The following is a 25,552-nucleotide window of genomic DNA, read 5'->3' as shown; positions in this document are numbered from 1 at the left end:
CGCGTGGTCGCCCGTTGGGCTGCTCCCGGCCGATCCCTTCTCGGGCGCCGCCTCTCTGACGCTGGTGTTCTGCTTGGTCTGTTTCGGTGGCTACGAGGCCACCGCCGTGTACGGCGAGGAGGCGCGGGCCCGCTCCCAATGGCGTCCCCGCCCCCCGGGGGCCGCGGGGGGCGGGGGGCGGGGCGGAGGGGGGGGGGGGGGGGGGGCGGCCCCCCCCCGCGGCCGGTACGGCCCGTGGTCCGGATCGTTCCGGGTCGAGGCAGTTGTCCATGAGTTCTATGGTTTCGCGGTTCGCAGATTTCGTGACCGCGAAATTTCGATGAGCGGGAGAGTGTTCGGTATTTGTCCCGTGGCGCCACGAGCCACGATTTCGCACACCGACTGCTGATGCGGACGCCCAGGAAATTCAGGTGTGCGAGGAGTGGGCGCGTGGTCCGCGTACGGTGCGGCCGATCCCGTCGGGAAGTCCGGCCGCGGTCTGTATCCGGCTGAACTCGGCCAGGTAATGCCGCTGCTCGGGTGTCATGGGGCAGGGGCGCCGTGTGGCCAGGTCGAAATGCAGGTCCAGTTGCTCACTCACCGCGACCCGGCGTCGCGTGCCCAGACTGAACACCTCGTGCAGCACGTGGATTCGCTTGCTGTCGCTGCCCAGCAGCCAGGACCGGATTTCGAGTTCGTCGCCCCGGCGTACCTCACGCTCGTAACCGAGCGACGCCTGCACCACGACCTTTCCCAGCCCGGTCCGGTCGACGTAGTCACCGCCCATCCCGATGATCGCGCTGAACTCCGCCTGCCCGCGGTAGACGATGATGCCGTAGTACATGGCGTTCATATGGTCGTTGAAGTCGATCCACGAGTCCTCCACCCGGCATCGGAAGGACGGAACCGGCCCCCGCGGTACTTGGGACAACGGCATCACGGTGGACGAAATCATACGACTCCTCGGAAAGCGGTCCGGGCACCGGCCGGGGTGCTGCGGTACCGTCCGGACGGTATCGGCTCGAACATGCTGGGCGTTCCCGGACGTTCGATGAGTGGAACAGGCCGGGACCCGGGTGGGCGACCGACCCGCCTCGGCCGGAACCGCACCCAACGGCTGGATGCCCGCACTCCGGGCGGCGACCGGCGATATGCCGGGGGCGGCGGGTCTCCCGCCTGGCGGGAAGCCATGCCGTGGCCGATGGTTCGCGAAACTACCGTGGTGTGGGCGCCGGGTCGGCTCGCGATCAGGTGTTTGCCCGAATCCCGGTAAGGAGTCCTCATGCCCGAGGCCGTCATCGTCTCTGCCGCGCGTTCCCCGATCGGCCGGGCCCGCAAGGGTTCGCTCGCCGGGATGCGGCCCGACGATCTGGCCGTTCAGATCGTGCGTGCCGCCTTGGACAAGGTGCCGGCGCTCGATCCCGCCGCCATCGACGACCTGATTTTGGGCTGTGGTTCCCCGGCCGGGGAACAGGGGTTCAACATCGCCCGCAACGTCGCGGTCATGCTGGGGCACGATCCGGTACCGGGGACCACCGTGCACCGATACTGCGCCTCCTCGCTGCAGTCGACTCGGATGGCGTTCCACGCGATCAAAGCGGGGGAGGGTGAGGTATTCGTCTCGGCCGGTGTGGAGACGGTGTCGCGGTATGTCAACGGCTCCGCCGACCGCTGGCCCGATACGCAGAGCCCGCTGTTCGCGCCGGCGCAGGCCCGTACCGCGGCCGCGGCGGAGGGCGGGGCGGACGTGTGGCACGATCCGCGCGAGGACGGGTTGCTCCCCGATGTCTACATCGCGATGGGGCAGACCGCGGAGAACGTGGCCACTCTCACCGGCATCACCCGCGAAGAACAGGACCGCTGGGGTGTGCGCTCGCAGAACCGCGCCGAGCAGGCCATCGCCGACGGCTTCTTCGAGCGGGAGATCACCCCGGTCACCCTGCCCGACGGCACCGTCGTCTCCGCCGACGACGGACCGCGCGTCGGTGTCACCTATGAAGCAGTCTCCCAGCTGAAGCCGGTGTTCCGCCCGGACGGCACCGTCACTGCCGCCAACTGCTGCCCGCTCAACGACGGCGCCGCCGCCCTGGTCGTCATGAGCGATACCAAGGCCCGCGAACTCGGTCTGACTCCACTGGCGCGGATCGTGTCCACCGGTGTATCGGGTCTGTCGCCGGAGATCATGGGGCTCGGGCCGGTCGAAGCCTGTCGCCGCGCGCTCGCGCTGGCGGGCAAAACGATCGAGGATATCGATTTGGTCGAGATCAACGAGGCCTTCGCGGTTCAGGTGCTCGGGTCGGCACGGGAACTGAAAATCGACGAGGACAAGCTGAACGTCTCGGGTGGAGCTATCGCGCTGGGCCACCCCTTCGGGATGACCGGTGCCCGCATCGCCGCCACCCTCATCAACAACCTGCAGACCCACGACAAGCAGTTCGGTCTGGAAACCATGTGCGTCGGTGGCGGTCAGGGTATGGCGATGATCCTCGAACGCCTCAGCTGATCCGGGCCGCCGGACTCGTGGCCGGTGCATCGTGTTCCGGTTGCCGGGAAGCGCCGGGCGACCGCCACCGCGGCGGAGCATGATGGGGTGAAAGCTCGCTACGCCTCGAGGCGCGGCGGGTGGATGTCGTCACCCAGGAGGCCCTCCGGTATGCGCGGAATCAACCATGTCGTCCTGTATGTCTCGGATCTCGAACGCAGCATCGGCTTCTACGAGCAGGTGCTCGGGTTCCAGCGGCTACCGGGTGGGTTTCCCGGGGGCGCGTTCCTCCGGCACGCCGGTTCGGCCAACGACCACGACCTGGGGTTGTTCCAGTCCCGGCGTCCGGTGGTGCCGGCACCCGGGTCGGTCGGGCTGTACCACGTGGCCTGGGAAGTGGACACCCTGGCCGAGCTCGCGGCGGCGCGCCGGAGCCTGTCCGATGCCGGGGCGCTGACGGGCGCGGGAGACCACGGATCCACCAAGGCGCTGTACGGGAGCGACCCCGACGGTATCGAGTTCGAGGTGTGCTGGCTCGTACCCGACGAACATGTCGAGGAGGCGCTGCGGGGCGCCGCGATGACAGCGCCGCTGGACCTCGAGGCCGAGATCGAGCGATACGGTGCGGATACTCCGGGCGGACCGCGGACGGATCCGGCGGTATGGACCAGGGTCGCGGCCGCGCATTCCGCTCGGCGCTGAGCCGGGTGTGCCGGTGAGATCCGGCCGTCGGTACCGGGCCTTACCGGGTTGAGCCGGGCGCACCGCAGCGTGGTTCACCCGCGAGCCGCCGGCAGCTACTTGCACGTGATAGTTGGACTGAGGGGAGATCGATGAGCCGGAGGTCTTTCCGAGCTCGGCCGACGTCCCGAGCCCCACGACCGGTCGGTGCGGACCGCTTCCGGCTGCTCTCCAGCAAGAACTTCTGGCAGACCCGCGACTCCCCGCGGCTCGGTATCCGTTCGGTACGGATGGCCGGGGGGCCGCACGGCCTGCGGGTACAGGGACCGGCCAACGACCATCTCGGCCTGACCCCGTCCATTCCCGCCACCTGTTTCCCGACCGCGATCACGTCGGCCTCGAGCGGGCCCCCGAACTCGTGGCCGAGGTCGGTGCCGCGTTGGACCGAGAACGGGTGCAGTAAGGACCGGCGGGTGTCTCGCCGGTTCGGGTAACCACGGTCTCGACGCGACCATTCGGCGGGCAGGCGTCCAGCCTGGTAAGGGTGGCTTCACGAATAACCGGCGCCTCGGCTCTCTGGTGTCGAGGCGGTGGTGATGCCCGTGGGAGAAACCGTGTACTCCCCCTCGAGTGGCGAGCAAGCCCATTCAGCGGGAGCTCGCGCCGCGAAACCGGTTATCGCTCCTAACCTCGACAGCGGATCTGCAGGCAACAGTGCGCACGTACCGGTGGTCGGAGTACCGGCCGGATCGGCTTGGACGAGGAGATATACGTGGATTTGCAGAAGTACGGGCCCTGGACCGTCATCGCGGGAGGATCCGAAGGGGTCGGGGCCGAGTTCGCGGTGCAGCTCGCCCAGCAGGGCATGAACCTGGTCTTGCTGGCGCGCAAGCCAGAACCGCTGCAGGCGACCGCCGAGACCTGTCGTGCCCACGGTGTCGAGGTGCGCACGCTGTCGGTGGATCTGCTCGCCGAAGATGCCTTCGACCGTATCCGGGAGCTCACCGACGATCTCGTTGTCGGGCTGTTCATCTACAACGCCGGTGCCAACACCTACGGTCATGAATTCGTCACCGGCGACCTCGACCGCTTCCAGGCGGTCATCGATCTCAACATCACCGCTCAGCTGAAACTGGTACAGCATTTCGGCGCCCTCATGCGGGAGCGGCGGCGCGGCGGAATTCTGCTCGCCGGCTCGCTCAGTGGTTTCCTGGGATCGGCTCAGATCAGTGTCTATTCGGCGGTCAAGGCGTTCTGCCGTATCTTCGCCGAAGGCCTGTGGCTCGAGATGCAGGACCACAATGTCGATGTCCTGGAGCTGGTGCTGGGACTGACCCGCACGCCTGCCATGGACCGCGCGGGCCTGAAGATGGATACACCCGGCCTGCAGATCTCCGAACCGCGCGATGTCGCGGCACAGGGTCTGGCGAATCTCGCCAACGGGCCCGTTGTCGTAGTGAAACAGTTCGAGGCGGCCGCCGAGAAGAACAGCGGGCACAATAGGGCAGAGCTGCTGCTGGCGGCGCGTGCGTCGGCACGGAAGCTTCTCCCGCCGCCGACCGAATAGTAATGCGGACGGACCCGCCCACGACCCGGACGAAGAGGGCCACAGTGAAATTCGACGGCAAGTCGCGATCGTTACCGGCGGTGCCGGGGAATCGCTCGGACTTCCACCGATGAGGGAGCCGCGGTCCTTTCGTCGATCGGCGCAATTTCAGGGCCGCCGGGAGGAAGCCGGAGAACACATAGCTCCAGCCGAGTGCTTCGGCTTCGGTGCGGTAACCGGTTTCCGCGGCGAACGTGGCGAACTTCGCGTTGCTGACGGCGTGAGCGTCGATGCGGAACGGCGCGATCCGCACCCGGCGGGCGGGGCCTTGCCGTCACCGGGGAAACCCTCGGCGGCATCGCTGCCCATCAGGAACTCGCCGCCCGGTAGCGCCACCATCTCGCCGTGCACGGGCCGGGTCGCCGGCCCTGGCCGGAGGAGTGGAACTACGCTGCGCTGTCCGCCCGGTGCCGCGGGCATACAGCACGGTTGCGGTTTCGCTCCTCCGGTCATCACCTCTCCTCTCGGCCGGACTGCGCGCCTGGCCCCGACAAATACCACGTGCTAGTACCGGTGGATACGAGGAAGGGCCCACTGGTGTATACCGGAGCCGAACCGATCAAGGCGGTAGCGGACGCGAACTCCCCTGTATCGGCGGTGATGCGCAGTGGCCCCGCAGCTCCGGTGCGGCGCAAACCGCCAGTGCTCGGCCGCGGTAGGTCCGATGTATGGCGTCACCGAAGTCGGCCGACGGGCCCTGCTCCTCGTCGGGAATGCTTGGAAGCCGTCACGCAAGCAGGCCGGCCGGCTTTGCCGGCTCGGCGGTGTTCGCCAATGGGCAACGGGTGCCGGTGAAGATGCTCGCTGCGCAGAGGTTGCAGTGGATGCACAGCGATTGCGTCGACGACTCCGCCTGGATGCGGTTGATCAAGTCGGGTTCCCTCAGCAGTGCGCGCGCGATCGCCACGAACTCGAACCCGTCGTCCATCGCGGCATTCATGCCGGCGAGGTCGGTGATTCCGCCGAGCAGCACCAGCGGGAGGTTCACCGCGTCACGGAACTGGCGCGCGTACTCGCGGAAGTAGAGCGGTTCGTAGGGGTAGTGCGAGAACACCAGGCGGCCGAACAGCTTCATGCCCAATTTGACGATACCGCTTTGTGTTTCGGCCATTTCGCGAATCGGGACGTCGCCGCGGAACAGGTACATCGGGTTGAGCAGTGAGGAGCCGCCGGTCAGCTCCAGCGCGTCGACGTGGCCGTCGCGTTCGAGCATCTGCGCGAAGCGCAGCGATTCGTCGAGCCACAATCCGCCGGGCACACCGTCGGCCATGTTCATCTTCGCCAGCACCGCGATCCGCCCGTCGGCGGCCTCGCCCACGGCCTGCAGAATGCGCCGGGCGAACTCCGCGCGGCGTTCCAGCGGGCCACCCCAGGAATCCTTGCGGCGGTTGATCTTCGGGCTCAAGAACGAGCTGGCCAGATAGTTGTGCCCCAGATGTACTTCGACCGCGTCGAAACCCACCTCGATCGCGTACCGCGTGGCCCGGGCGTGGTCGTCGATGATCCGCCGGATATCGGCCTCGGAGGCCGCACGATCCAAGCTCATCGACAGCGGATTGGGCCTGGTCGACGGGGACAACGACGGCAGGCCGTTCGAACGCGAGTTGGCCACCGGGCCGGCATGTCCGATCTGCGCCGAGACAGCGGCCCCGGTGGCGTGCACCGCTTCGGTGAGCCGGCGCAGTCCCGGGAGCGCCTCGGGCCGCCAGTAGACCTGGTCGCGTTCGGTGCGGCCCTCCGGCGACACCGCCAGATAAGCGACGGTCGTCATACCGGCGCCGCCGGCGCCGACCGCGACGTGGAAGTCGATCAGTGCGTCGGTGACCAGCGCGCCGGTGGTGACCCCTTCGAAGGTCGCGGATTTGATCACGCGGTTGCGCAACCGGACCGGGCCGAGGTCGGCCGACGCCAGCGGGTCCGGCCGGGTGGCCGGGGAAACGGGGGAGGCGGTCATGGTGGAACTCCTTGTCAGGGCTGACGAATGGGGCGAACGGTGGGGTCGCGCCGGTCGGCGACGGGGGCGTGGATATCCATCCAGCGCAACATCTCGTCGACCATGTCGGCGCAGTCGCCGTGCGCGCCCGCCTCGGCCCATTCGACGAGGGCGGCGAAGGCCGCCGCCTGGTAAGCGGTGGCCAGTGCGCGGCAGATTGCCGTGGGTGCGTCGGGAAGACGACGGGAGATGAAGCCCGCGAGAGTATCGATCCAGGGGCGATAGGCCAGCGGCGCGGTGGCGGCGAGTTCCGGCTCGGCGGAGATCAGGCGTAGCCAGTCGGGTGCCACCCGATTGATTCGAGGGTCGTGGGAGACCGAGTCGACGACGGCCGAGCGGATGACTGCCGACAGGTCACCTTCGCGGGGAGCGGCGGCCAGAGCTTCGCGGAGCCTGGTCGTGGCGGGCTCGACGCCGAGATAGGCGATATCCGCCCGTGATGAGAAGTGTCGTAGCAGCGTCCTGGTACTGACCCCGGTCGCATCTGCCAGATCGCTCCAGCTCGTCGTGGTGTAGCCCCGTTCGGACCACAACTGCAGCGCGCCCGCGGCGACCGCCGGGGCGTCGAGAACTGAGGGCCGGCCGCGTCTGCGTGGGGCTGTGTCGTTCGAGGGCACGGGCCCAGCCCATCATTTTTGGCGAAGTGTGTCAATATTGTGGCAGTGCAGAAACTCGGCTGGTGACAGCGGAAAGTAGGCGAACGATGGGTGTCTATGTGGTGACCGGATCGGCCTCGGGAATGGGCCGCGCTGTGGTCGGCAAGCTGCGACAGGACGGTCACACCGTGGTCGGAGTCGACCAGCGGGATGCGGAAATCGTCGCCGATCTGTCCACCCCGCAGGGGCGGCGTGCGGCAATCGACGGGGTGCTCGCCGCGGTGGACGGGCAGCTCGACGGCGCGGTTCTCGCGGCCGGCGTGGGACCTGCCCCCGGCGCGGAACGCCCGCGCCTGATCTTCGAGGTGAACTATCGCGGCGTGGTGGACTTGCTCGAGGGCTGGCGGCCCGCACTGGCGACGGCCACCGAGCCGAAAGTGGTCGTCTTCGGTAGTAACGCCACGACCACCACACCGGCGGTGCCCGGCCGGGCGATCCGCGCCCTGCTGGCCGGGGATATCGACAAGGCGTTGAAAACGGTCCGGATCTTCGGCCGCACCGCACCCTCGATCGCCTACGGTGCATCGAAGATCGCGGTGAGCCGCTGGGTCCGGCGCCACGCGGTGACCGCGGACTGGGCGGGCGCGGGAATCCGGCTCAATCTGCTCGCCCCCGGCGCCGTCCTGACGCCGCTGCTGGAGCGGCAACTCGCCACACCCGCCGAAGCGGCCGCAATTCGCCGGTTCCCGGTACCGATCGGCGGTTTCGGGGACGCCGGCGATCTGGCGGAATGGGTGGTTTTCATGCTGTCCGATGCCGCGCGTTTCCTCTGCGGCAGTGTCGTGTTCGTCGACGGCGGCAGCGACGCCTATTTCCGCGCCGACGACTGGCCGCGCGCGGTCCCGCTGCGGCGGCTACCTGCCTACCTGCGGCGTTTCCGCAGCTCGGGCGCCGCGTGATGCGTGTAGCGAACCCGGTGAAGCCGGGCCACGATTATCCCGGTGAATGGGAAGCGACCGTCTGAGCCGGGTCGGACATGAGTCCATAATTCTCCGCCGCATCGAGAAGTGATGTGGACCATGCGAGGACGTTGTGTGTATCGGGAACCACCCGGTGCGGCCTCGCCTTCGGAGAGGAGAACCAGATCATGGGACTCGATGATCTGAGCCGTCGCCGGCGAGCCGTCACCGGGATGGGCGTCGCGGTGCTGGCGATCGCGCTCGCCGCGTCGGGGTGTGCCGGCGGCGACGAAACGAACAACAGCGCGGTGGCCGGAGCCTCGACCACCGCGCTACCCGATGAACCGGCCACGGGGACGCCGGTGCGGATCGGCTTCGTATCCACCGAGGGTGGTGCGGTGGTGTCGCTCCCGGAGATGCGTGAGGGCGCGGAGGCCGCCGTCGAGTACGTGAACAAGAACGCGGGTGGGATCGCGGGCCATCCGGTCGAACTCGTGGTGTGCAAACAGCAGGAGGAGCCGACCTCGGCCACCAAGTGCGCCAACGAATTCGTCGAGCAGAAGGTGACAGCTGTGCTGTCCCCGGGCACCTCGCAGGGCGGCACCATCCTCCCGATCGTCGCCGGCGCCGGTATCCCCTACATCACCCTCAACGGCGTCTCGCAGCAGGAACTGACCTCGCCCGATTCCGCGGCGCTCTCGGCGGGCCTGCCCGGCACCATCGGCGCGATGGCGGCGGCGGCGAAGGACAAGGGTATGGCCACCTTCACGCTCTTCGCGAGTGACGGCGGCGGCCTCGGCGCCCTGGCCAACGCGATGGGTGCGCCGGTGTTCCAGGCCGCGGGGGTGAAACTGAACGTGGTGCCGATCCCGCTGGGCGTGCCGGACCCCACCCCGCTGGTGACTTCGGGGCTCTCCGATAAGCCGCAGGGCGTGAGCGTGATCGCCGACGCGGCCACCTGCGCCTCGGTCTACAAGGCGATCCAGACCACCGATCCGGCGGTCCAGCGCGTCTACATCCCGACCTGCCTGGCCCCCGATGTCATCGACATCGTGGGTGTGGACTCCATCGAGGGCAGTATCGGTATCACCGCCACCGACTATCTGTCGGATCGTGCTGATTCGGTGCTCTACCGCTCGGTTCTGCAGACCTACGCCCCCGAGGCGGCGGTGGCGGGTGCCGCCTCTTCCGGCTACCAGGTCGTCATGGCGCTGGCCGCGGCCACCGGCAACCTTCAGGGAGACGTCACGCCAGCGAGCATCAAGGAGGCGCTGCGCACCGCGAAGGCCGTGGAGATGCCCGCGGGCGGCGGTATCACCTTCACCTGCGACGGCACCGCTGTACCGCAGATGCCGTCGATCTGCTCGCGCCAGATGCTGATCGGTGAAATCAACGACCAGGGCGTGCCGGTGAATCTGAAAGTGACCGGATAACCCGCCCCGGCGGTATCCGGCCAGGGAGATCAGCCATGACAGACCACCTTTCGTATCTCGTGCTCGGCCTCGGCAACGGGGCGGTGTACGCCGCGCTCGGGCTCGCGCTCGTGATGACCTTCAAGAGTTCGGGGGTCGTGAACTTCGCGACCGGCACGGTGGCGCTCTACGCCGCCTACACCTACGCCCTGCTGCGGACCGGTGAGTTGCTGGTGCCGATACCGGGATTGCCCCCGACGATCGACCTCGGTGGGCCGCTCGGTGTGGCACCTGCCATGGCGATCTCCCTGGCTGCCGCCGGCGTCCTCGGCGTGCTGTGTTACGCCCTGGTCTTCCGGCCCCTGCGCACTGCCCCGGTGGTGGCCAAGGCCGTCGCCTCCATCGGGTTGATGATCGTGATCCAGGCCGTGATCGCCCAACGGGTGGGAACGGGCCTGGTCTCGGTCAAACCGATTTTCGCGCTCGACACCTTCTCGCTGGGTGACCGCCTGGTGCCCACCGATCGAGTACTCCTGGCGGTTTCCATCATCGGTCTCGCGATCGTGGCCACCCTCGTCTTCCGCTACACCCGGTTCGGTACGGCCACCGAGGCGGCGGCGGAATCCGAGAAGGGCGCCTACCTCACCGGCTTGTCGCCGGACCGGATCGCCTTCGCCAACTGGGCGTTGTCGTCGGTGGTCGCGGGGCTCGGCGGGATTCTCATCGCGCCGCTGGTGGCGCTCAATCCCGTGGCGTACTCCCTGTTCGTCGTGCCGGCGCTGGCGGCCACGCTGGTGGGCAATTTCGCGTCGATCTGGCTGACGGTGGCCGCGGGCATCGTTATCGGTGCCCTGCAAGCGGAAGCCACCAATCTGCAGGGCCTCTATGATTGGTGGCCGAGATCCGGTACGGCGGAGGCGATCTCGCTGCTGTTGATCCTGATCTTCCTGGTGGTCAAGGGACGTCCGCTACCCGATCGGGGCTCGGTGATCCACCGGACGCTCGGGCGGGCGCCACGTCCCGACCGTATTCTCCTCCCGGCACTGCTCTCGGTTGCGGTGGCCGTGGTCGCTCTGCTGGCCACCACCGGCAGCTTTCGGGCCGCGCTCGTCAGCAGCATCGTGTTCGGGATCCTCGGTCTCTCGCAGGTCATCGTCACCGGCTACGCGGGCCAGGTATCGCTGGCACAGCTGACGCTGGCGGGGGTTTCGGCCTACGCGTTGAGCGTGCTGAACCAGCACCTCGGCATACCGTTCCCGTTCGCGCCGATCATCGCGGCACTGTTCGCGACCGTGGTAGGGGTCGTCGTGGGACTGCCCGCGCTGCGGGTACGCGGGCTCCCACTGACCGTGGTGACGCTCGCCCTCGCGGTGTTCGTGGAGGCGTTCTGGTTCCGCAACCCCGAGCTCAACGGTGGTGTGCAGGGCGCTCCGATCGATACACCCCGATTGTTCGGGATAGACCTGGGCATCGGGGCGGGCGAGGCATACCCGCGCATCGCGTTCGGCCTGCTGTGCCTTGTTGTCCTCACCGCCGTCGGGCTCGGTGTGGCGTGGCTGCGGCGCAGCAGCCTCGGCACCGCCATGCTCGCGGTGCGGGCCAACGAGCGTTCGGCGGCGGCCGCGGGTATCGATGTGTCCCGCACCAAACTGATCACTTTCGCCCTCGGCGCGTTCGTCGCCGGCCTCGGTGGTGCCCTGCTCGGATATCAGCAGATGCTCGCCACGCCGGAACCATACGCGGTGTTCCTCGGGATCTCGCTGTTCGCCGTCGTCTATGTCGCGGGCATCACCTCCATCACCGGGGGCATTCTCGCCGGTGTGATGGCGCCCGGTGGGATTCTGTACCTCCTGGTCGACCGGTTCCTGCACGTGGGTGATTACTACGCGGTGCTGAGCGGCATTCTGCTGGTGGTCACCGTGCTGGCCAACCCCGACGGGATCGCGAGCAAACTGCCGCGGATCCCGTGGCCGGCTCTTCCGCGTCGCGGGGCGGCGGGCGGCGAGACGCCGGAGCCGGTGGCCGCCCGGACAGTGGCCGGCCGTTCGGATCCGATCCTCTCGGTCGCGGGTGTGAGTGTCACCTACGGTGTGGTGAAGGCCGCCACCGATGTCGCGTTCGAGGTGCGGCCCGGCGAGATCGTCGGCCTGATCGGACCCAACGGCGCCGGGAAGACGACCGTTATCGACGCGATCACCGGATTCGCCCCGGCCACCGGGTCGGTGACGCTGTCGGGCCGGTCGCTCACCGGGCAGCCTCCGCACGCCCGCAGCCGGGCCGGACTGGGGCGCAGCTTCCAGGACGTCGAGCTCTACGACGATCTCACCGTCGCCGAGAACGTCGGGGTGGGCGCGGCCCGGTCCGGCTCGGAGTTGCCCGTCACGCGGCGGGTGAGCAGGACGCTGGCCGTCCTCGGCCTGAGCGAACTGGCGGACCGGGAGGCGGGTCTGCTGTCCCAGGGACAGCGGCAGCTGGTCTCGATGGCACGGGCTCTCGCCGCCGACCCCGCGGTCGCTCTGCTCGACGAACCGGCCGCGGGTTTGGACAGCGCCGAAAGCCGTTGGCTGGGCGAGAAACTGCGCGCAGTTGCCGCCGACGGCACCGGCGTGTTGCTGGTCGACCACGATATGGAACTGGTGCTGACAGTCTGCGATCGGGTCATCGTGCTCGATCTCGGAACGGTGATCGCCACCGGTACACCCGCGGAGATCCGCGCGAACCCGGAGGTACTTCGCGCCTATCTCGGCGTACCGGCCGGCGCGGGCAATCCCGACCCGGAGGCCGCCCCGGAACTGCATGCCCGGCCGCTGACTTCCCCGGAGGTATCGCGATGAAAGCGCTGGAATGCCGGGGCCTGACCGCCGGCTACCGGAAAGAACTCCCGTGCGTACGCGACGTCGACCTGACGTTGCGGTCCGGCGAGATCACCTGTCTGCTCGGGCCGAACGGCGCGGGCAAGACGACACTGCTGATGACGCTGGCCGGGTTGCTTCCGCGTATCGAGGGCGAGGTCGTCGTCGCCGGTCGCGCGGTGCGCGGCGGGCGTCCCCGGGACGCGGTTCGTTCCGGGCTGGTGCTGGTGCCCGACGACCGGGCCCTGTTCCGGCAGCTGAGTACGAAGCAGAATCTTCTGCTCGCCGTCGGGGAACGTGCGCGGCGAAAAGCCGGTCTACGCGAGGTACTCGAATATTTCCCGGCGTTGGAGAAGCGGTTGCCGGTTGCCGCCGGCCGGCTGTCCGGCGGCGAGCAGCAGATGCTCGCCATCGGGCGGGCGATCCTGCAGCGGCCCGCGGTGCTGGTGATCGACGAGCTGAGTATGGGATTGGCTCCCGTGATCGTGACCGAGATCCTGGAGGTGCTGAAGAAGCTGGCGGCCGCGCAGGGCACCAGCGTGCTGCTGGTGGAACAGCATGTCCATCTGGCTCTGCGGGTCGCCGACCGGGCCGCGGTCCTGGTCCACGGACGGATCGCCGACCGGGCCGATGCCGCGGAGCTACGGGACGATCCGGAACGGGTGGAGCGGGCGTACCTGGGCGCGGAGGCGGTCACGCGCTGAGTCTCGGGTGGAGAGAACGTAGGACGAGTCGTCGGGTTGCCGCGACTCGCCTTACGTGTTCGGAGCGAGATCAGCTCGGCGCCGATCCTTGCTGCTGCTGGGCCCGCGCGCACCATTCGAGTTCGGCCGCGCTGAGTGTGCCCAACTCCATCGCCCGTCCGATCCAGGCGGGTACGAGTTCGTTGAATTCGGCGGGATCGTAGATGTCCTCCTCTTTGGAGAACTTCCCGTTTCCGGCGTAGGTGAGGATGCTGATGTTGTCCGCCCCCATCCGGGCGCCGTCCCCGGGATCACGCATCAGGTTGTTCAGCTTCACCACGATCACACCGTTGACATCGTCGATCAGGTGCCAATGGACGGGGAACGAGGTCATCGCGGATCCGGGGAACTGGGCGAGAGTCGGTTCCACCCACGCCCAGATGGCGTCGTGACCTTTCAATACGCCGACCATCTGCTCGTGGTACTCGGCGTCGGGTGTGAACAGATCGACGAATTCACGCCAGCTACCTTCGCCGGCGGCGGCTCGCGCGACCGTTGTCTGCCACGTCCGGAACGCCGTTTCGAGTTCTTCTCTGGGCCAGGGATTATTCATACGCGGACGCTAGCGAGGTGACCGTCCGGGAAGCGCCGGAGATGTCCACTCAGCGGAATTCCCGGCCGCTGGGGCCGAAATGGTACCGCCGCCGCCCGGCGGATCGTGGGGAAGGTCGGCTCACCGCCGGGGTGTGGCGGCATCGATACCGTCGAACAGCATTCGCATACCGCGTAGCAGGAGGCGCTCGACCTCCGCGAAATCGCCGGAGTGTCCGGCGTGGACCCAGTGGATGTAGGCCTGGCGCATGGTCTGCATCGCCAGTTGCGCGGGCAGCTCACGGAGGAATGGGTCCTGACCGAGTTCGAAATGCCGGTCCAGGAAGCGGGTGATCTCTCCGTACAGCCCCTCACCCCACTCCAGCCACCGCAACCGGTACGGCGGCGTATTGATCATCAGCTCCATGAATTTCCGGTCGAACTCGGGTACCTGGCGCCGATGAACCTCGGTGGTGAACGCGTGCGCGAGGACTTCGACCGGATCGGCCTCGGCGGACGCCGTCCGCAGTATCTCGACGATCAGTTCTTCGCTCTGCCGGAACAGTGGGGAGAGGACGTCCTCCTTCACCGGGAAATGACGGTGGAAGGTGCGTGGCGAGATGCCCACGATCTCGCAGATCTGCTCGACCGTGGCCGAGGTGTTGCCGTCGGCGATGAACAGGTCCCGTGCCGTGAGGGCGATGGCCCGCCGCAGTTCCTCCGCCCGGCGCTCGGTGAGGGTGGGGCGAGCCGACTTGGCCACCGGACCTCCCTTTTCCTGCTCTCGTGCGGGTTCCGCGGCGGTGCTGTTCGAGGGCACCGCCTCACGATCAATATCGTCAGGATATGACATTACGGCAGAACCTGCCAAAGGTGAGCGGGAAGTCGGAGCTCCCGGTCAACGGAACGTAGCGCCGTCGGCCGGTCCGTCTGCTGATTTCATGCCAACGTACCGCTGGTGTCCGATCTATACGAAATGCCGGTGCGAGGCTACCCGGGCCGGAATGCGATCCCACGAACGAGAGGTCGACAGATGAACCATGAAGAGTCACTCGCCGGACTGGCGGAGCGGGTTCAGCGCCTGGAAGACGAACTGGCCATCATCCGGAAGCTGACCGCCTACGGCCCGCTCGTCGACGCGGGGGAGGCCGACGCGGTGGCGGCGCTGTGGACCGAAGACGGTGAATACGACGTCGAGGGCTGGCGGATGATCGGGCGCGCCGACCTGCGGGACATGGTGCGGTCCGCAGCGCATCAGGACATCATCACCGGCGGCAGCGCCCATTTCTTCGGCCCCGCGCATATAGAGCGTATCGACGGCGACGAGGCCACGGCGGTCTGCGAATCGATCCTGGTCCGCAACGAGGACGGCCGGTTCTACATCTGGCGCGCGGGGGCCCATCGGATCGAGTTGCGCCGGACCGACCAGGGCTGGTGCGTATCCCGGCGGGTCACCCGGCCGTTGAACGGCAGCGTCGAAGGGCGCCGGCTCTTGACCGGGATGCCGGCCGCGACCGCCGGTACGGGAACGGAACAGCCGGGGCGGTGACGGGGTTGCGGATAGGCCTCAACACCCCTGTGGTGACCCGGTTCCCCAGTGCGTACCAGCCGTGGGAGAGCACGGCGGGTATCGACGAACTCGCCCGGATCGCGGTGGCCGCGGACCGCGCGGGTTTTCACCATCTCACCTGCAGTGAGCATGTGGCCGTCCCGGCGCCGGTGGCCGAGGTCCGTGGCGGGACCTACTGGGATCCGTTGGCGACATTGGGTTTCCTGGCGGCGCGTACCGAGCGGATCCGGCTCGCGACGCAGGTCCTGGTTCTCGGCTACCACCACCCGCTGGAGATCGCGAAACGGTACGGCACGCTCGACGCCGTCAGCGGTGGCCGGTTGATCCTGGGCACGGGAGTCGGCTCGCTGCGCGAGGAATTCGAACTGCTGGACGTTCCGTTCGACGATCGCGGTGCCCGGGCCGATGATGCGCTGCGGGCGTTGCGGGCCGCGCTGTCCGATCGGCAACCGCGGTATCACGGTGCGTACTACGAGTTCTCGGACATGATCGTCGAACCGCATGCGGTACAGCCGCGGGTGCCACTCTGGGTCGGTGGCCGTACCCCGCGGTCGCTGCGCCGGGCCTGTGATCTGGCGGACGGCTGGGTTCCGTTCGGGCTGAGCCTCGGCGAGCTGGGCGCGATGCTGAACCGGCGTCCGCTGCCGGAGGGTTTCGACGTCGTGCTGTCCGTGGGAAACGTGGATCCACTCGGGGACGCCGACGGGACGCGAAGGACACTCGAGCGGCTCGTGCGAGCCGGTGCGACGATCATCGGCGCCGGTATGGAGGCGACTTCGGCCGATCACTACTGTGAGCAGCTCGGCGCACTGGCCGAAATCCGCACTCGTGAATTCGCGGAGGCCGGGCAGGACTGATTGCGAAACGATTCTGTCGGCAGGGGTGCGGTGGTCCCCATTCGCGCCGCACCGCCGGTTGATAGCGCGGACTCTGTTCCGGTGAGCGGAGAACCGGTAAGGCCGGTGGGCATGATCGGTCGAAATGCTATGCCTCGATCATCGACTGATCTCACTGCCCACCGATCCGGCGGTTCGATCGGGTGAGACGGTTCAGCCGGGGCTCGCCGCGAATCGGCCGAAGGGCAGGGGATTGGCGAACTTGGCGCGCAGCAGGCCGCCGATTTCGGCGATCGCGAGTGTCGCGCGTGCCGAATTCTCCGGCCGCATGAGAAAGCCGTGCAGCACGCCGGGGTACCGCGTGACAGTGGTCTGCACCCGCGCATCCCGCAATCGGGCGGCGTACCGCTCGCCCCAGTCCCGGATCGGATCGGCTTCGGCGGTCACCACGATCGCTTGGGGGAGGCCGGACAGGTCTTCGGCATAGGCCGCGATCCGATAGCAGTCGTGGGGCCCGTCCGCACCGGTGTCCGCGAGTTCGTGCAGATAGATGATGTCGTCGCGGAGCAACATGGGAGCGTCGGGCATGGAGACGATCGACGGCGCGCCCATATCGCGGTCCAGCCCTGGATACATCAGCACCTGACAGAAGAGCGCGGGCCCGCCGCGGTCCCGGGCCAGCAGCGCGACGCCGGCCGCGAGACCGCCGCCCGCGCTGTCGCCGAGCACCACCAGGCGGCCGGAATCGATACGCAGACGGCTCGCGTTCGCCGCGACCCAGGCGGTGGCCGCGTACGACTCCTCGATCTGCACCGGCGCTCCCCATTCCGGCGCCAGCCGGTAGTCGACGCCGATCACCGTCGCACCGGCGGCGGTCGCGATCTGCCGGGCGAGCGGTTCGAAGGACGCGTTGGAGCCCATCGCCAGACCACCACCGTGCAGGTGGACGACGGCCGGGGCCGCGGTTTCGGTGGTGGGCCGGTACACGCGAAGGGGAATGGGCCCGTACGGCCCGGGCACGGTGAGGTCCTCGACTTCGGCCATCGGAAGGGGCTCGGCCGGGGGGCTCATCGCCTCGACCCCGGCGCGAACCTGTTCGATACCCCGGGAACGCATCGACGGCATCGGCCCGAGGGCGTCGATGCGCGCCTGGACATCGGGATCGAGCGGGGGAACGGGCACGGTCATCTCCTCGGAGTACACGAACGGGATACGGGGTGCCGGCGGTGATCGCCGGCAATCGCGCCGCCACTCGAACCGGTCGATGCCGTCGCCGGCCGGAGTGGCGGCGGGTTACTCGGGCCGGTCCGCCGCGGCGGGCGAATCAACCTGGGCCGAAACGCGTTCCACGCGGTCGGTCCACAGTTTCAGCCACTCGGGGTGGGGGAAGATATGGGTCTTGCGTTCCGCCATACCGCGCACGACGAGTTCCGCGATCTGCGAAACCGGCATCCCCTCCTGTTCGATGGTCCGGTCCACCTCCGCCTGATGTTCGATCAGGGACGGATCGGCGACAGCGCGGGGGATATGACCGGCGGGCGCATTGCGTTCGTCGTGCCGGATCGCCGTGGCGGTGTAGGCCGGGCACAGCACCGCCACTCCGATATGCGGGAACTCGGTGGCCCATTCGAAGGCCAGCCCTTCCGACAGTGCCACCACCCCCGCTTTGGAAACACTGTAGGGCGTCAGGTACCCACCGGTCAGGAAACCCGACATCGAAGCGGTGTTGACGATGTATGCCTCGTCCTGGGCGGCCAGTATCGGCTGAAAGATGCGGCAACCGTTGATGACTCCCCACAGATTCACACCGAGCGTCCATTCCCAGGTGGCATGCGGGATGGTCGAGAAATGCTGGGCTCCACCGACTCCGGCATTGTTGCAGAGCACGTGCACCACGCCGAACCGGGCCACTGCCGCATCCGCGAGCGCCTGCACCGAATCGGCGTCGGCGACATCGGTGGGAACGCCGAGTACTTCACCGTGCGTGGACAGCTCGGTGACCGCGTTCGCCAGATCGCCGGCATCGTTGTCGGCGATGACGACCTTCATGCCCTCGTCGAGGAAACGTATCGCGAGTCCTTTGCCGATCCCGTTCGCGCCGCCGGTGACAACCGCGACCCGGCCCTTCAATTCACGCATGGGTCACTCTCCTCGTGTGGTGATGACATCGGCCGGGCTCCAGTACGCGCGGGTACTCGTGATCAGCCCCTCGTCGTTGAACGTCATCACATCGATCGGCTCGATGGTGACGACCTGATCCGGCGTTGTGGTGACAACTCGCATATGGAACGCCGCGCTGTTACCGGCAACCCGGACAGTGATCAGTTCGGCAGAGGTATCGACATTGTCGAGCGCGCTGTAGAACGTCGTGATATCGGCGCGCCCGGTCCGGACCTCGCCGCCGACCGGGTCTTCCAAGGTGGCGGATTCGTCGTACAGTGCCCCGATTTCTTTCCCGGTGCCCTTTCCCAACAGGGATACATATTCGGCGACCGTGGCGGCGATCTGCGCGGTGGACGGCATCGGATTCCTTTCCCGACGGCACCGTCGGCCGCCGCGACAGACCTATGTGATCGCATCGGGTCCTCGCGTGGCTGCCGCTGTTCCGTCAGATGGGAAGTCGGCTCGCCGGACTGTCCGGATCCCGCTGACCGGAAAACGTACCGGGGGATATTTCAGGTACGGCTTATCGTCCGTTGTGCCAGCAGTCGGTGACCTACATCACGGCGGGCCCGATCGGGGTCCGATACGTGTTCCGGTGCCGGCGCGGGCGCAGTTTCCGCGGTGTCGTCGGCCCGCTGGGTGCTGCCGGCGGACCCTCGTCAACACCGCGGAATGTCGCAGTTCCGCGAGCGCGTGCCGGGTGGCGCAACGGCCGGAACCCGGGCCCATCTCGTCTCAGGAGGACAATCGATGTCCGATCCCTCATCCCGGCTCACCACCGGGAGTCACGAAACCATGCCGGGGTTCCGGTCCCCGGCACTGATCATCGCGGCGCTGATCCTCGCCGAATGCGTGAGCGCCTTCGAAGCCGGCACGATCTTCATCGCATTGCCGCGATTCGCCGAAATCTTCGGGGCGCCGGCCTCCACAACGGGGTGGGCGGTCACCGCCTTCATGCTCGTCGCGGCGGCGACAGCCATGGTCGGCGGTCGTCTCGGTGATATGTACGGGCGCAAACAGGTTCTCATCGCCGTCATGCTGATCTCCGTGCTCGGCTCGCTGATCAGTGTGTTCGGCGATTCGATGGCCGCGATCATCGTGGGGCGCGGCGTGCAGGGGGCCGCGGGTGCGATCCTGCCGCTCTGTTACGGCCTCGCCCGCGAGGCCTTACCGGCCGAGAAGGTATCGATCGCTGTGGGATTTCTCAGCGGTGCGGCGCTACTGGCCGGTGCGGGTGGCTCACTGCTGGCGGGTGTCCTGCTCGATATCGCCGATTGGCATATGATCTTCGTCGTCGCCGCTGTCCTGGCCGTCGTGGCGTCCGCGGTGGCCGCGGTCGTGTTTCCCGGCTCACATACCAGGTCGGCTCTTCCCCGGTTCGACTATGTGGGCGCGATTCTGATGACGCCCGGCCTGCTCGCGTTGCTGTACGGCATCACGCAGGGACCGAAGTGGGGGTGGACCAGCCTTCCGGTCCTCGGTCTCATCCTCGCCGGGCTCGTGATCCTGGCGGTGTGGACCTTTTGGGAGCTGGGGCGCAGCGAACCTCTGGTCGATCTCCGGGTGCTGGCGAGCAAACGAATGTTCCTCAACCTGATCGCGCTGTCCGTGCTCGCACTCGGACCTGTCGGTGCGGTGCAGATCGTGACTCCGATGATCCTGCAGTCCCCGACCTCGTTACCCGTCGGGCTCGGAATGTCGGCGACGGTCACGGGTCTGGTGACCGGTATCGCGGCGCTGGTCGGTTTCGTCGTTTCGCCGCTGGCCGGAGTGGTCGCGGGCCGATGGGGTGGCCGGTCGGCCTTCCTGATCGGGGCCGCCCTGTTCGCCGTCGCCAACGTCATGATCTTCGTGGGGCACAAATCTCTACCGGTCATGATGGGTTCTGTCGGAGTCGCGGCGGTCGCCACGGCCTTCGCGTACACCGGCTACCCGAAAATCGTCATCGAATCGGTTCCCGACAACGTCACCAGCGTCACGACGGGAATCCTGAGTACGGCCCGGCAGGCATTCTCGGCGGTCGGTGTGGCCATCGTATCCGTCATGCTCTCGATCTCGACGGTGCCGGGGAGCACGGCGCCCACGCTGTCCTCGTTCAACCTGTCGGTGGGCTGGTTCATCCTCTGCTCGCTGATCGTGGCCGCCGTCTGCCTGTTCATCGGCAGGCCGCACCAGCAGACGAAGCTGGCCGGTGATATCGCGCCCGGAGAGGAAGGTAGCGCGACATCGGCGGCATACGCCTGACCGAGGGGCGCGTACGGGTCGGCCGCGGGAGGGCCGCGTGAGCATCCCTCCCGTTCATCGGGATCGACGGCCCGGATCCGGACCTACCTACTCCTACGATCCGATCGTGACTTCTTCGTCCGATTCCGTACGCCATGGGCGGGTGAAACCCGACGCCCAGGCCGTCGCCGATACGGTGAACCGCTACACCTACGCCCTCGACCGCCGGGACTGGGACCTGCTCGACGACGTGTTCACCCCGGACGCCGTGGCCCGCTACGGCGCCGCCGAGGCGCCCGCGGTCCGCGGGCGTCCGGCGATCGTCGCGATGATCCGGTCCTTCCTGGACCGGTGCGGCCCCTCCCAGCACCTGCTCGGTAACCACGTCATCGATATCGACGGCGATACCGCCACGTCGGTCTGCAAAGCCCGCGTGCTGCATATCGGCGCCGGCGAGAACGCGAACTTCACCTACGAATGCGTGGGTGAGTATCGGGATCGGCTGATCCGGTCGGCGCGGGGCTGGCTGATCGCCGAACGAACTTTCGTGATCGATATCGAGTTGGGCGACCGCCACGCAGTTCTCGGTAGCTCCACCGGGTAGCGACAGCACTCCCGCACCGATGCCGGTCGCCCCGGCCGCCCCGGCGCTCGGAAGGCGACCCGTTGTCGCGGTCTGTTCACTCGTACCGCGGAAGAAAGGAAACACACACATGCCCGGTCCTCGATTCGCCTTCACCAAAATTCTCGTGAACGATTTGCCAGCCCAATTCGATTTCTACACAAAGATATTCGGACGGGTGGAACGAACTCGATACGAATTCGACGATCGTCCCGATCCGCTGGCCGAGATCATCATGACCTCCCCGGACGGATCCGAGCAGTCACTGGTGTTGTTGCACTACAAGAATCGGCCCGCGCCGGTGCCGGGCTCGGCGGTGATCGGTTTCGAGGTGCACGGTCTCGATGACATCGTGCGGCGGGCCGAGGAGGCCGGGGGTACGGTCACCGAACCGCCCACCACGATGCCGGATATCGGTATCCGCGTCGCCTTCGTCACAGATCCGGAAGGGCATGTGCTGGAGCTGTTCGAACGCCTGTGACAAGAAGTCGCACTGCGGGTCGGCCGACCGGGCTGCGGTTCTTCTCGCTCAGCGGGAGGCACGGTGGTATCCGCAGCTTCGGCGGCTTAGCGTCGACAGTGAAATCCGGACCGCGCGGGGTCGCCGTCAGCAGTTCGGCGGCACGCAACTGAGTCGTGCGGAACGCGGGCGCGGAAACCCCGGCCGTCTCCCTCCGGCCGGCCCGGCGTAGCGCAGCCGCATTCGTCGCGCCGGCCGCGCCCGCCCGTACTCTCCGGTCGCGGCGTTGTCGCGGCATCGGGATCGAAGGAAGAAGGAACATCATGACTGCCACTCTCTCGCCTTCCGGCCGGCATCCGCTTGTTCCGGTCGCGCCGCCGAGCGTCGTCGCCGACCTCTACTCGAGCGCGGAGGTCGCCGCCCTGTTCGGCGTGATCGCCGAGCACGGTCCCTGGCCGCTGATCCTGGCGCATCATTTCTCCTCGACCGAGGAGTATCTGGCCGTCTCGGGCGGGGCGAACCGCCGCCCGGATGCGAAACTCTCGGACTTCGCCGCACCGGTGTTCCGTGGCTACCTGGCCAAAGAGGGCGTGGCATTCTACGACGAGATCCGCGATATCTACCTGAGCCGGACCCTGCTGGAACACGCCAAGAGCGTGCACGGTGCCCGCTACGGTATGGCGCATCACATGCTGTTCAACATGGCGGTACCGTCGCACAGTTTCGACGCGGGCCATTTCGACAGCGGCAACTGGCGGGGAATGAGTTCGGTGGACACCCCGATCTGGTTGCTCAGCGTGATGGCCAAATCGGGCCTGTTCGACGCGTGGGAGGTCAAGACCTCGCAGGTGATCACCTACTTCTACGATTCCGACCTCGACGGTGGGTTCACCTACTGGCCCGACGGCCCCGACCGCGCACCGCAGCGGCTGGCCGCGCCGTTCTGGAATACCGCGGTGCTGTCGGACAACTCGAAGATGTATCACCGGCGCGAGGCCAACGGTCCGCGGGATCGCCGCGATATGCCGGAACTGGAGATGCATACGCGCCTGCACGGCGAGAACGGTGCCTGGGTGGTGCGCAACGGTGATACGGAAATCGGGCGGTACACCGACGGCGACGTTCGGACCCTCTTTCATTACACCGCGCTCGTCTTCGACGACCGGCACGACGCCGACCGCTACCTCGATCACACCGACGACCTCACCGCCGACAAGGTTTTCGATATCCTCGGTGACGATTTGACCCGCCGCGGTATCGAATTCGAGTTCCCGGCCGATCCCATGACCGACCGCGATTTCATCGCGTTGCTCACGAACACCTACGCCATGGCGCCCGCCCAGTATCCGGCCGACGCCCCGCTCGACGTCGGCTGAGCCGGAGGACGTCAGGCGAGTAGCGGCTCGCGATCCGCCTGGCCTCGCGTGCCCGGCGGTGCCCGCACAGGGCGATACGGGGTTCCCGGTCGCCCGCAGGCCGCCGGCGTAGTGAACAGCGTCGTCGCCGCCCTCACCGATCTGTCAGCCATCGCGCTGATTGTTCCGGTGGGTGACCGGCGCGCCGCAAGGTTATTGCGGGCGAGGTCATTTCATGCTGCCGGCAGCCGCGCCCGGACCGCGGAACGTTGTCGCCCGCTACGGCGGCGCTATCGCGTTCCGGGATCGGCTGTCGTCGCGACGGCGCTGATATCGCTGATGTTCCTGCCGGGCGCGGCCGAGTGGTGTGTTCCCGATGTGTGGACATCCTCCGCCGCGTGGCGGACCGGGGCCGGGCCGGCACGCCTGCCGGAGGCTCTCCCGCTCGGCGGGAACGGGACGTTCGCGGCGAGAACCCGGCCTTACCCTTCCGTCTACCCGAACCGTGTGCTCATCCGGGACGAGACCCGCGCACGGGCAGGACGCCACCTCGTACTGGAACAGGTGGCGGAATCGAACGAAAGGGAAATCGTGTTCGAACTGGACGGACGTATCGCTCTGGTCACCGGTGCGGGGCAGAGTGTGGGCGAAGGAATCGCGACAGTGCTCGCGCGTCAAGGGGCGACGGTCGTGGTGAACGATCTGTTCGCCGAGCGTGCGGAACGGGTCGCCGCGAGCATTGTCGCGGAGGGAAACAAGGCCGTCGCCCGGGCTTTCGACGTGACGGACTACCAGGCGACCGTCGATGCCGTGCGATCGGCCGAGGCCGAACTCGGCCACCATGTCGACATCCTGGTCAACAACGCGGGAATCGCCGAGGAACGGGTCATCAAGCCCTTCCGCGAATTGGAACCCGAGCAGTGGCCGCCATCGATCGACCTGAATATCTACGGCGCGCTGAACTGTATCAAAACGGTCATCGACGGTATGTGCGACACCGGGTGGGGCCGGATCGTGCAGATTTCGTCGGGGGCGGCGCGCACCGGGCAGAACATCAACTATTCGATGTACGCGACCGGTAAAAGCGGTATCGAAGGGTTCATCCGTCATCTGGCCGCCGAAACCGGCCGGTACGGGGTGACCGCCAATATCGTCGCACTGGGTCTGCAGGCCAATCTGGTGCACAAGATGCCACCGGAGCAGATCGAGCAGCTGATCGCGGGAATTCCGATCGGACGGCTGGGCGACCCGCTCGAGGTGGGGGCATTCTGCGCGTATCTGGCGTCGCACGAGTCCGGTGGGATGACCGGGCAGACGCTGGACTTCAACGGCGGATCGCAGACCAGATGATCCCCGGGCCGAGCGACCGCTCCCGCTGAATGGGAGGCCCGCGTCACTGCCCCGACCGGGGCTTTATCGTCCTCGCAGACCAAGTCGTTGTGACCCAGTTCACGCGAGCCTCCTGCGCTCGCGAAGTCCGGTTTCCGCGGTCGGCGGAACCGGCGAGACCGTTCGACATTTCCCGGAAGGCCCCACACCATGACGAATCCAGTTGAGACCGTTGCCGCCGCCGTCACCGCCGCCGGCGCCCCGACCTACGAGGCCCGCAAGATCTCGAGTGGATACTCCTGGCCGGAGTGCCCGCGGTGGCACGAGGGCACTTTCTGGTTCTCCGATATGTACACCGGCACACTGAAAACGCTGGACGCCGACGGGTCTGCGACGGTGGTGGTGGACGCGACCGGGCGCGCCGCCGATACCGACGTTCCGATCGTGCTCGGCGGCTTCGGCTGGTTGCCGGACGGGCGGTTGATCGTGGTGTCGATGCACGAGAAGCTCGTGCTGGTACACGGTGGCGGAGCACCGGACGATCTGAGCGTGTACGCCGATATCTCGCAGTACACCCTGGCGGCAGCCAACGATATGGTGGTCGACGCCGACGGCCGGGCCTACATCACCCAGCTCGGCTTCGATCTGTTCAAGGGTGAGGAGCCGGTGGTCTCCCCGCTGATCGTGGTGGATCCGGACGGCACGGTCTCGACACCGGAGAAGGTCGATCCGCTGATGTGCGCCAACGGAATCGCCATCAGCGCGGACGGCACCAAGGTGTACACGGCCGAAGTGATGGCCTTCAAGATCACGGTGATGGATCGCGCCGCGGACGGCACGCTGTCGAACGCGCGGGAATTCGCCACCTGCCCGTTCATGCCCGACGGGATCGGTCTCGACGCCGACGGCGGGGTCTGGGCGGCCATGCCCGGTGGTGGCTACGTCGCGCGTTTCACCGACCAGGGGCTCACCCACGCGGTGTCACTGCCGCTCGAGAACGGTATCGCCTCCGCCTGCCTGCTCGGCGGCCCCGACCGCAAAACCCTGTACCTCACCGCGGGTTTCGAGGTTTTCGACTTCGAGAAGTCGGCCCGGGAAGCACAGGGCACGATCTGGACCGCCGAGGTCGAGCACTCCGGTGGCACCACCCGCCCCTGACC

General features: G+C 67.5%; 23 protein-coding genes and 1 pseudogene. 15 read left to right on the top strand and 9 right to left on the bottom strand.

Annotation, left to right across the window (positions count from 1 at the left end):
- Nucleotides 1-406: 406 nt before the first annotated feature.
- Complete coding sequence (locus QH276_RS25815) at nucleotides 407-934, bottom strand: thioesterase family protein (protein ID WP_280397107.1); 528 nt, start codon at nucleotides 932-934, stop codon at nucleotides 407-409.
- 327 nt (nucleotides 935-1,261) lie between these two features.
- Here QH276_RS25815 and QH276_RS25810 point away from each other — a divergent pair, with 327 nt between their 5' ends.
- From QH276_RS25810 to QH276_RS25800, 3 genes are all read left to right on the top strand, one after another.
- Complete coding sequence (locus QH276_RS25810) at nucleotides 1,262-2,482, top strand: acetyl-CoA C-acetyltransferase (protein ID WP_280397108.1); 1,221 nt, start codon at nucleotides 1,262-1,264, stop codon at nucleotides 2,480-2,482.
- A gap of 150 nt (nucleotides 2,483-2,632) precedes the next feature.
- Entirely contained in the window at nucleotides 2,633-3,163 is a 531-nt protein-coding gene (locus QH276_RS25805) for a VOC family protein (RefSeq protein WP_280397109.1), read from the top strand.
- A gap of 751 nt (nucleotides 3,164-3,914) precedes the next feature.
- The gene (locus QH276_RS25800; RefSeq protein WP_280397110.1) at nucleotides 3,915-4,709 is read left to right on the top strand and encodes an SDR family NAD(P)-dependent oxidoreductase; all 795 of its coding nucleotides are present in this window, start codon (nucleotides 3,915-3,917) and stop codon (nucleotides 4,707-4,709) included.
- Nucleotides 4,710-4,899: 190 nt separating this feature from the next.
- Here QH276_RS25800 and QH276_RS35605 read toward each other — a convergent pair.
- The 3 genes and pseudogenes from QH276_RS35605 to QH276_RS25790 form a co-directional block, all read right to left on the bottom strand.
- A pseudogene (locus tag QH276_RS35605) lies at nucleotides 4,900-5,007 on the bottom strand (SUMF1/EgtB/PvdO family nonheme iron enzyme); the annotation flags it as partial.
- 468 nt (nucleotides 5,008-5,475) lie between these two features.
- A complete protein-coding gene (locus QH276_RS25795; RefSeq protein ID WP_280397111.1) occupies nucleotides 5,476-6,702 on the bottom strand; it encodes an NADH:flavin oxidoreductase in 1,227 nt (408 codons plus the stop codon).
- A gap of 14 nt (nucleotides 6,703-6,716) precedes the next feature.
- On the bottom strand, nucleotides 6,717-7,358 hold the full coding sequence (locus QH276_RS25790; RefSeq protein ID WP_280397112.1) for a TetR/AcrR family transcriptional regulator: 642 nt from the start codon (nucleotides 7,356-7,358) through the stop codon (nucleotides 6,717-6,719).
- A gap of 86 nt (nucleotides 7,359-7,444) precedes the next feature.
- Between QH276_RS25790 and QH276_RS25785 the strand changes: the two genes are divergently transcribed.
- The 4 genes from QH276_RS25785 (at nucleotide 7,445) to QH276_RS25770 (ending at nucleotide 13,264) form a co-directional block, all read left to right on the top strand.
- Nucleotides 7,445-8,296 carry an SDR family oxidoreductase gene (locus QH276_RS25785; protein ID WP_280397134.1) on the top strand — a complete coding sequence of 284 codons (852 nt, stop codon included), beginning with the start codon at nucleotides 7,445-7,447 and terminating at the stop codon, nucleotides 8,294-8,296.
- 188 nt (nucleotides 8,297-8,484) lie between these two features.
- Nucleotides 8,485-9,729: an ABC transporter substrate-binding protein gene (locus QH276_RS25780; protein ID WP_280397113.1), complete on the top strand. Its 1,245-nt coding sequence runs from the start codon at nucleotides 8,485-8,487 to the stop codon at nucleotides 9,727-9,729.
- A 35-nt stretch (nucleotides 9,730-9,764) separates the two neighbouring features.
- Nucleotides 9,765-12,542: a branched-chain amino acid ABC transporter permease/ATP-binding protein gene (locus QH276_RS25775; protein ID WP_280397114.1), complete on the top strand. Its 2,778-nt coding sequence runs from the start codon at nucleotides 9,765-9,767 to the stop codon at nucleotides 12,540-12,542.
- A complete protein-coding gene (locus tag QH276_RS25770; RefSeq protein ID WP_280397115.1) occupies nucleotides 12,539-13,264 on the top strand; it encodes an ABC transporter ATP-binding protein in 726 nt (241 codons plus the stop codon). Before QH276_RS25775 ends, QH276_RS25770 begins: the two co-directional genes overlap by 4 nt.
- A 70-nt stretch (nucleotides 13,265-13,334) precedes the next feature.
- On the opposite strand, the gene QH276_RS25765 is transcribed toward QH276_RS25770, so the two are convergent.
- Together QH276_RS25765 and QH276_RS25760 are read right to left on the bottom strand one after the other, a co-directional pair.
- Nucleotides 13,335-13,856, bottom strand: a complete 522-nt coding sequence (locus QH276_RS25765; protein WP_280397116.1) for a nuclear transport factor 2 family protein — start codon at nucleotides 13,854-13,856, stop codon at nucleotides 13,335-13,337.
- A gap of 120 nt (nucleotides 13,857-13,976) precedes the next feature.
- Nucleotides 13,977-14,597, bottom strand: a complete 621-nt coding sequence (locus QH276_RS25760; RefSeq protein WP_280397117.1) for a TetR/AcrR family transcriptional regulator — start codon at nucleotides 14,595-14,597, stop codon at nucleotides 13,977-13,979.
- A 270-nt stretch (nucleotides 14,598-14,867) separates the two neighbouring features.
- Between QH276_RS25760 and QH276_RS25755 the strand changes: the two genes are divergently transcribed.
- Nucleotides 14,868-15,383, top strand: a complete 516-nt coding sequence (locus tag QH276_RS25755) for a nuclear transport factor 2 family protein (RefSeq protein ID WP_280397118.1) — start codon at nucleotides 14,868-14,870, stop codon at nucleotides 15,381-15,383.
- A 5-nt stretch (nucleotides 15,384-15,388) separates the two neighbouring features.
- On the top strand, nucleotides 15,389-16,261 hold the full coding sequence (locus QH276_RS25750) for an LLM class F420-dependent oxidoreductase (protein WP_280397135.1): 873 nt from the start codon (nucleotides 15,389-15,391) through the stop codon (nucleotides 16,259-16,261).
- Between the two features lie 192 nt (nucleotides 16,262-16,453).
- Here QH276_RS25750 and QH276_RS25745 read toward each other — a convergent pair whose 3' ends face one another.
- From QH276_RS25745 to QH276_RS25735, 3 genes are all read right to left on the bottom strand, one after another.
- On the bottom strand, nucleotides 16,454-17,428 hold the full coding sequence (locus QH276_RS25745; RefSeq protein WP_280397119.1) for an alpha/beta hydrolase: 975 nt from the start codon (nucleotides 17,426-17,428) through the stop codon (nucleotides 16,454-16,456).
- Between the two features lie 105 nt (nucleotides 17,429-17,533).
- Entirely contained in the window at nucleotides 17,534-18,379 is an 846-nt protein-coding gene (locus QH276_RS25740; RefSeq protein WP_280397120.1) for an SDR family NAD(P)-dependent oxidoreductase, read from the bottom strand.
- Nucleotides 18,380-18,382: 3 nt separating this feature from the next.
- A complete protein-coding gene (locus tag QH276_RS25735; protein WP_280397121.1) occupies nucleotides 18,383-18,763 on the bottom strand; it encodes a nuclear transport factor 2 family protein in 381 nt (126 codons plus the stop codon).
- Between the two features lie 390 nt (nucleotides 18,764-19,153).
- On the opposite strand from QH276_RS25735, the gene QH276_RS25730 reads away from it, so the two are divergent.
- The 6 genes from QH276_RS25730 to QH276_RS25705 all read left to right on the top strand — a co-directional run bounded on the left by QH276_RS25730 (nucleotide 19,154) and on the right by QH276_RS25705 (nucleotide 25,550).
- A complete protein-coding gene (locus QH276_RS25730) occupies nucleotides 19,154-20,647 on the top strand; it encodes an MFS transporter (RefSeq protein ID WP_280397122.1) in 1,494 nt (497 codons plus the stop codon).
- 106 nt (nucleotides 20,648-20,753) lie between these two features.
- Nucleotides 20,754-21,230 carry a nuclear transport factor 2 family protein gene (locus QH276_RS25725; RefSeq protein WP_280397123.1) on the top strand — a complete coding sequence of 159 codons (477 nt, stop codon included), beginning with the start codon at nucleotides 20,754-20,756 and terminating at the stop codon, nucleotides 21,228-21,230.
- A 19-nt stretch (nucleotides 21,231-21,249) separates the two neighbouring features.
- Complete coding sequence (locus QH276_RS25720) at nucleotides 21,250-21,729, top strand: VOC family protein (RefSeq protein ID WP_348536960.1); 480 nt, start codon at nucleotides 21,250-21,252, stop codon at nucleotides 21,727-21,729.
- A gap of 302 nt (nucleotides 21,730-22,031) precedes the next feature.
- Nucleotides 22,032-23,084: a hypothetical protein gene (locus tag QH276_RS25715; RefSeq protein ID WP_280397125.1), complete on the top strand. Its 1,053-nt coding sequence runs from the start codon at nucleotides 22,032-22,034 to the stop codon at nucleotides 23,082-23,084.
- A 570-nt stretch (nucleotides 23,085-23,654) separates the two neighbouring features.
- Nucleotides 23,655-24,413: an SDR family NAD(P)-dependent oxidoreductase gene (locus QH276_RS25710; RefSeq protein WP_348536594.1), complete on the top strand. Its 759-nt coding sequence runs from the start codon at nucleotides 23,655-23,657 to the stop codon at nucleotides 24,411-24,413.
- A 189-nt stretch (nucleotides 24,414-24,602) separates the two neighbouring features.
- The gene (locus tag QH276_RS25705) at nucleotides 24,603-25,550 is read left to right on the top strand and encodes an SMP-30/gluconolactonase/LRE family protein (protein ID WP_280397127.1); all 948 of its coding nucleotides are present in this window, start codon (nucleotides 24,603-24,605) and stop codon (nucleotides 25,548-25,550) included.
- The last annotated feature ends 2 nt before the right edge of the window (nucleotides 25,551-25,552 follow it).

This window comes from Nocardia carnea, assembly GCF_029869215.1.
GTDB classification, from domain to species: Bacteria; Actinomycetota; Actinomycetes; order Mycobacteriales; family Mycobacteriaceae; genus Nocardia; species Nocardia carnea_B.
The sequence above is the reverse complement of the archived record's forward strand: the minus strand, read 5'-3'. Positions and strand labels throughout refer to the sequence as shown.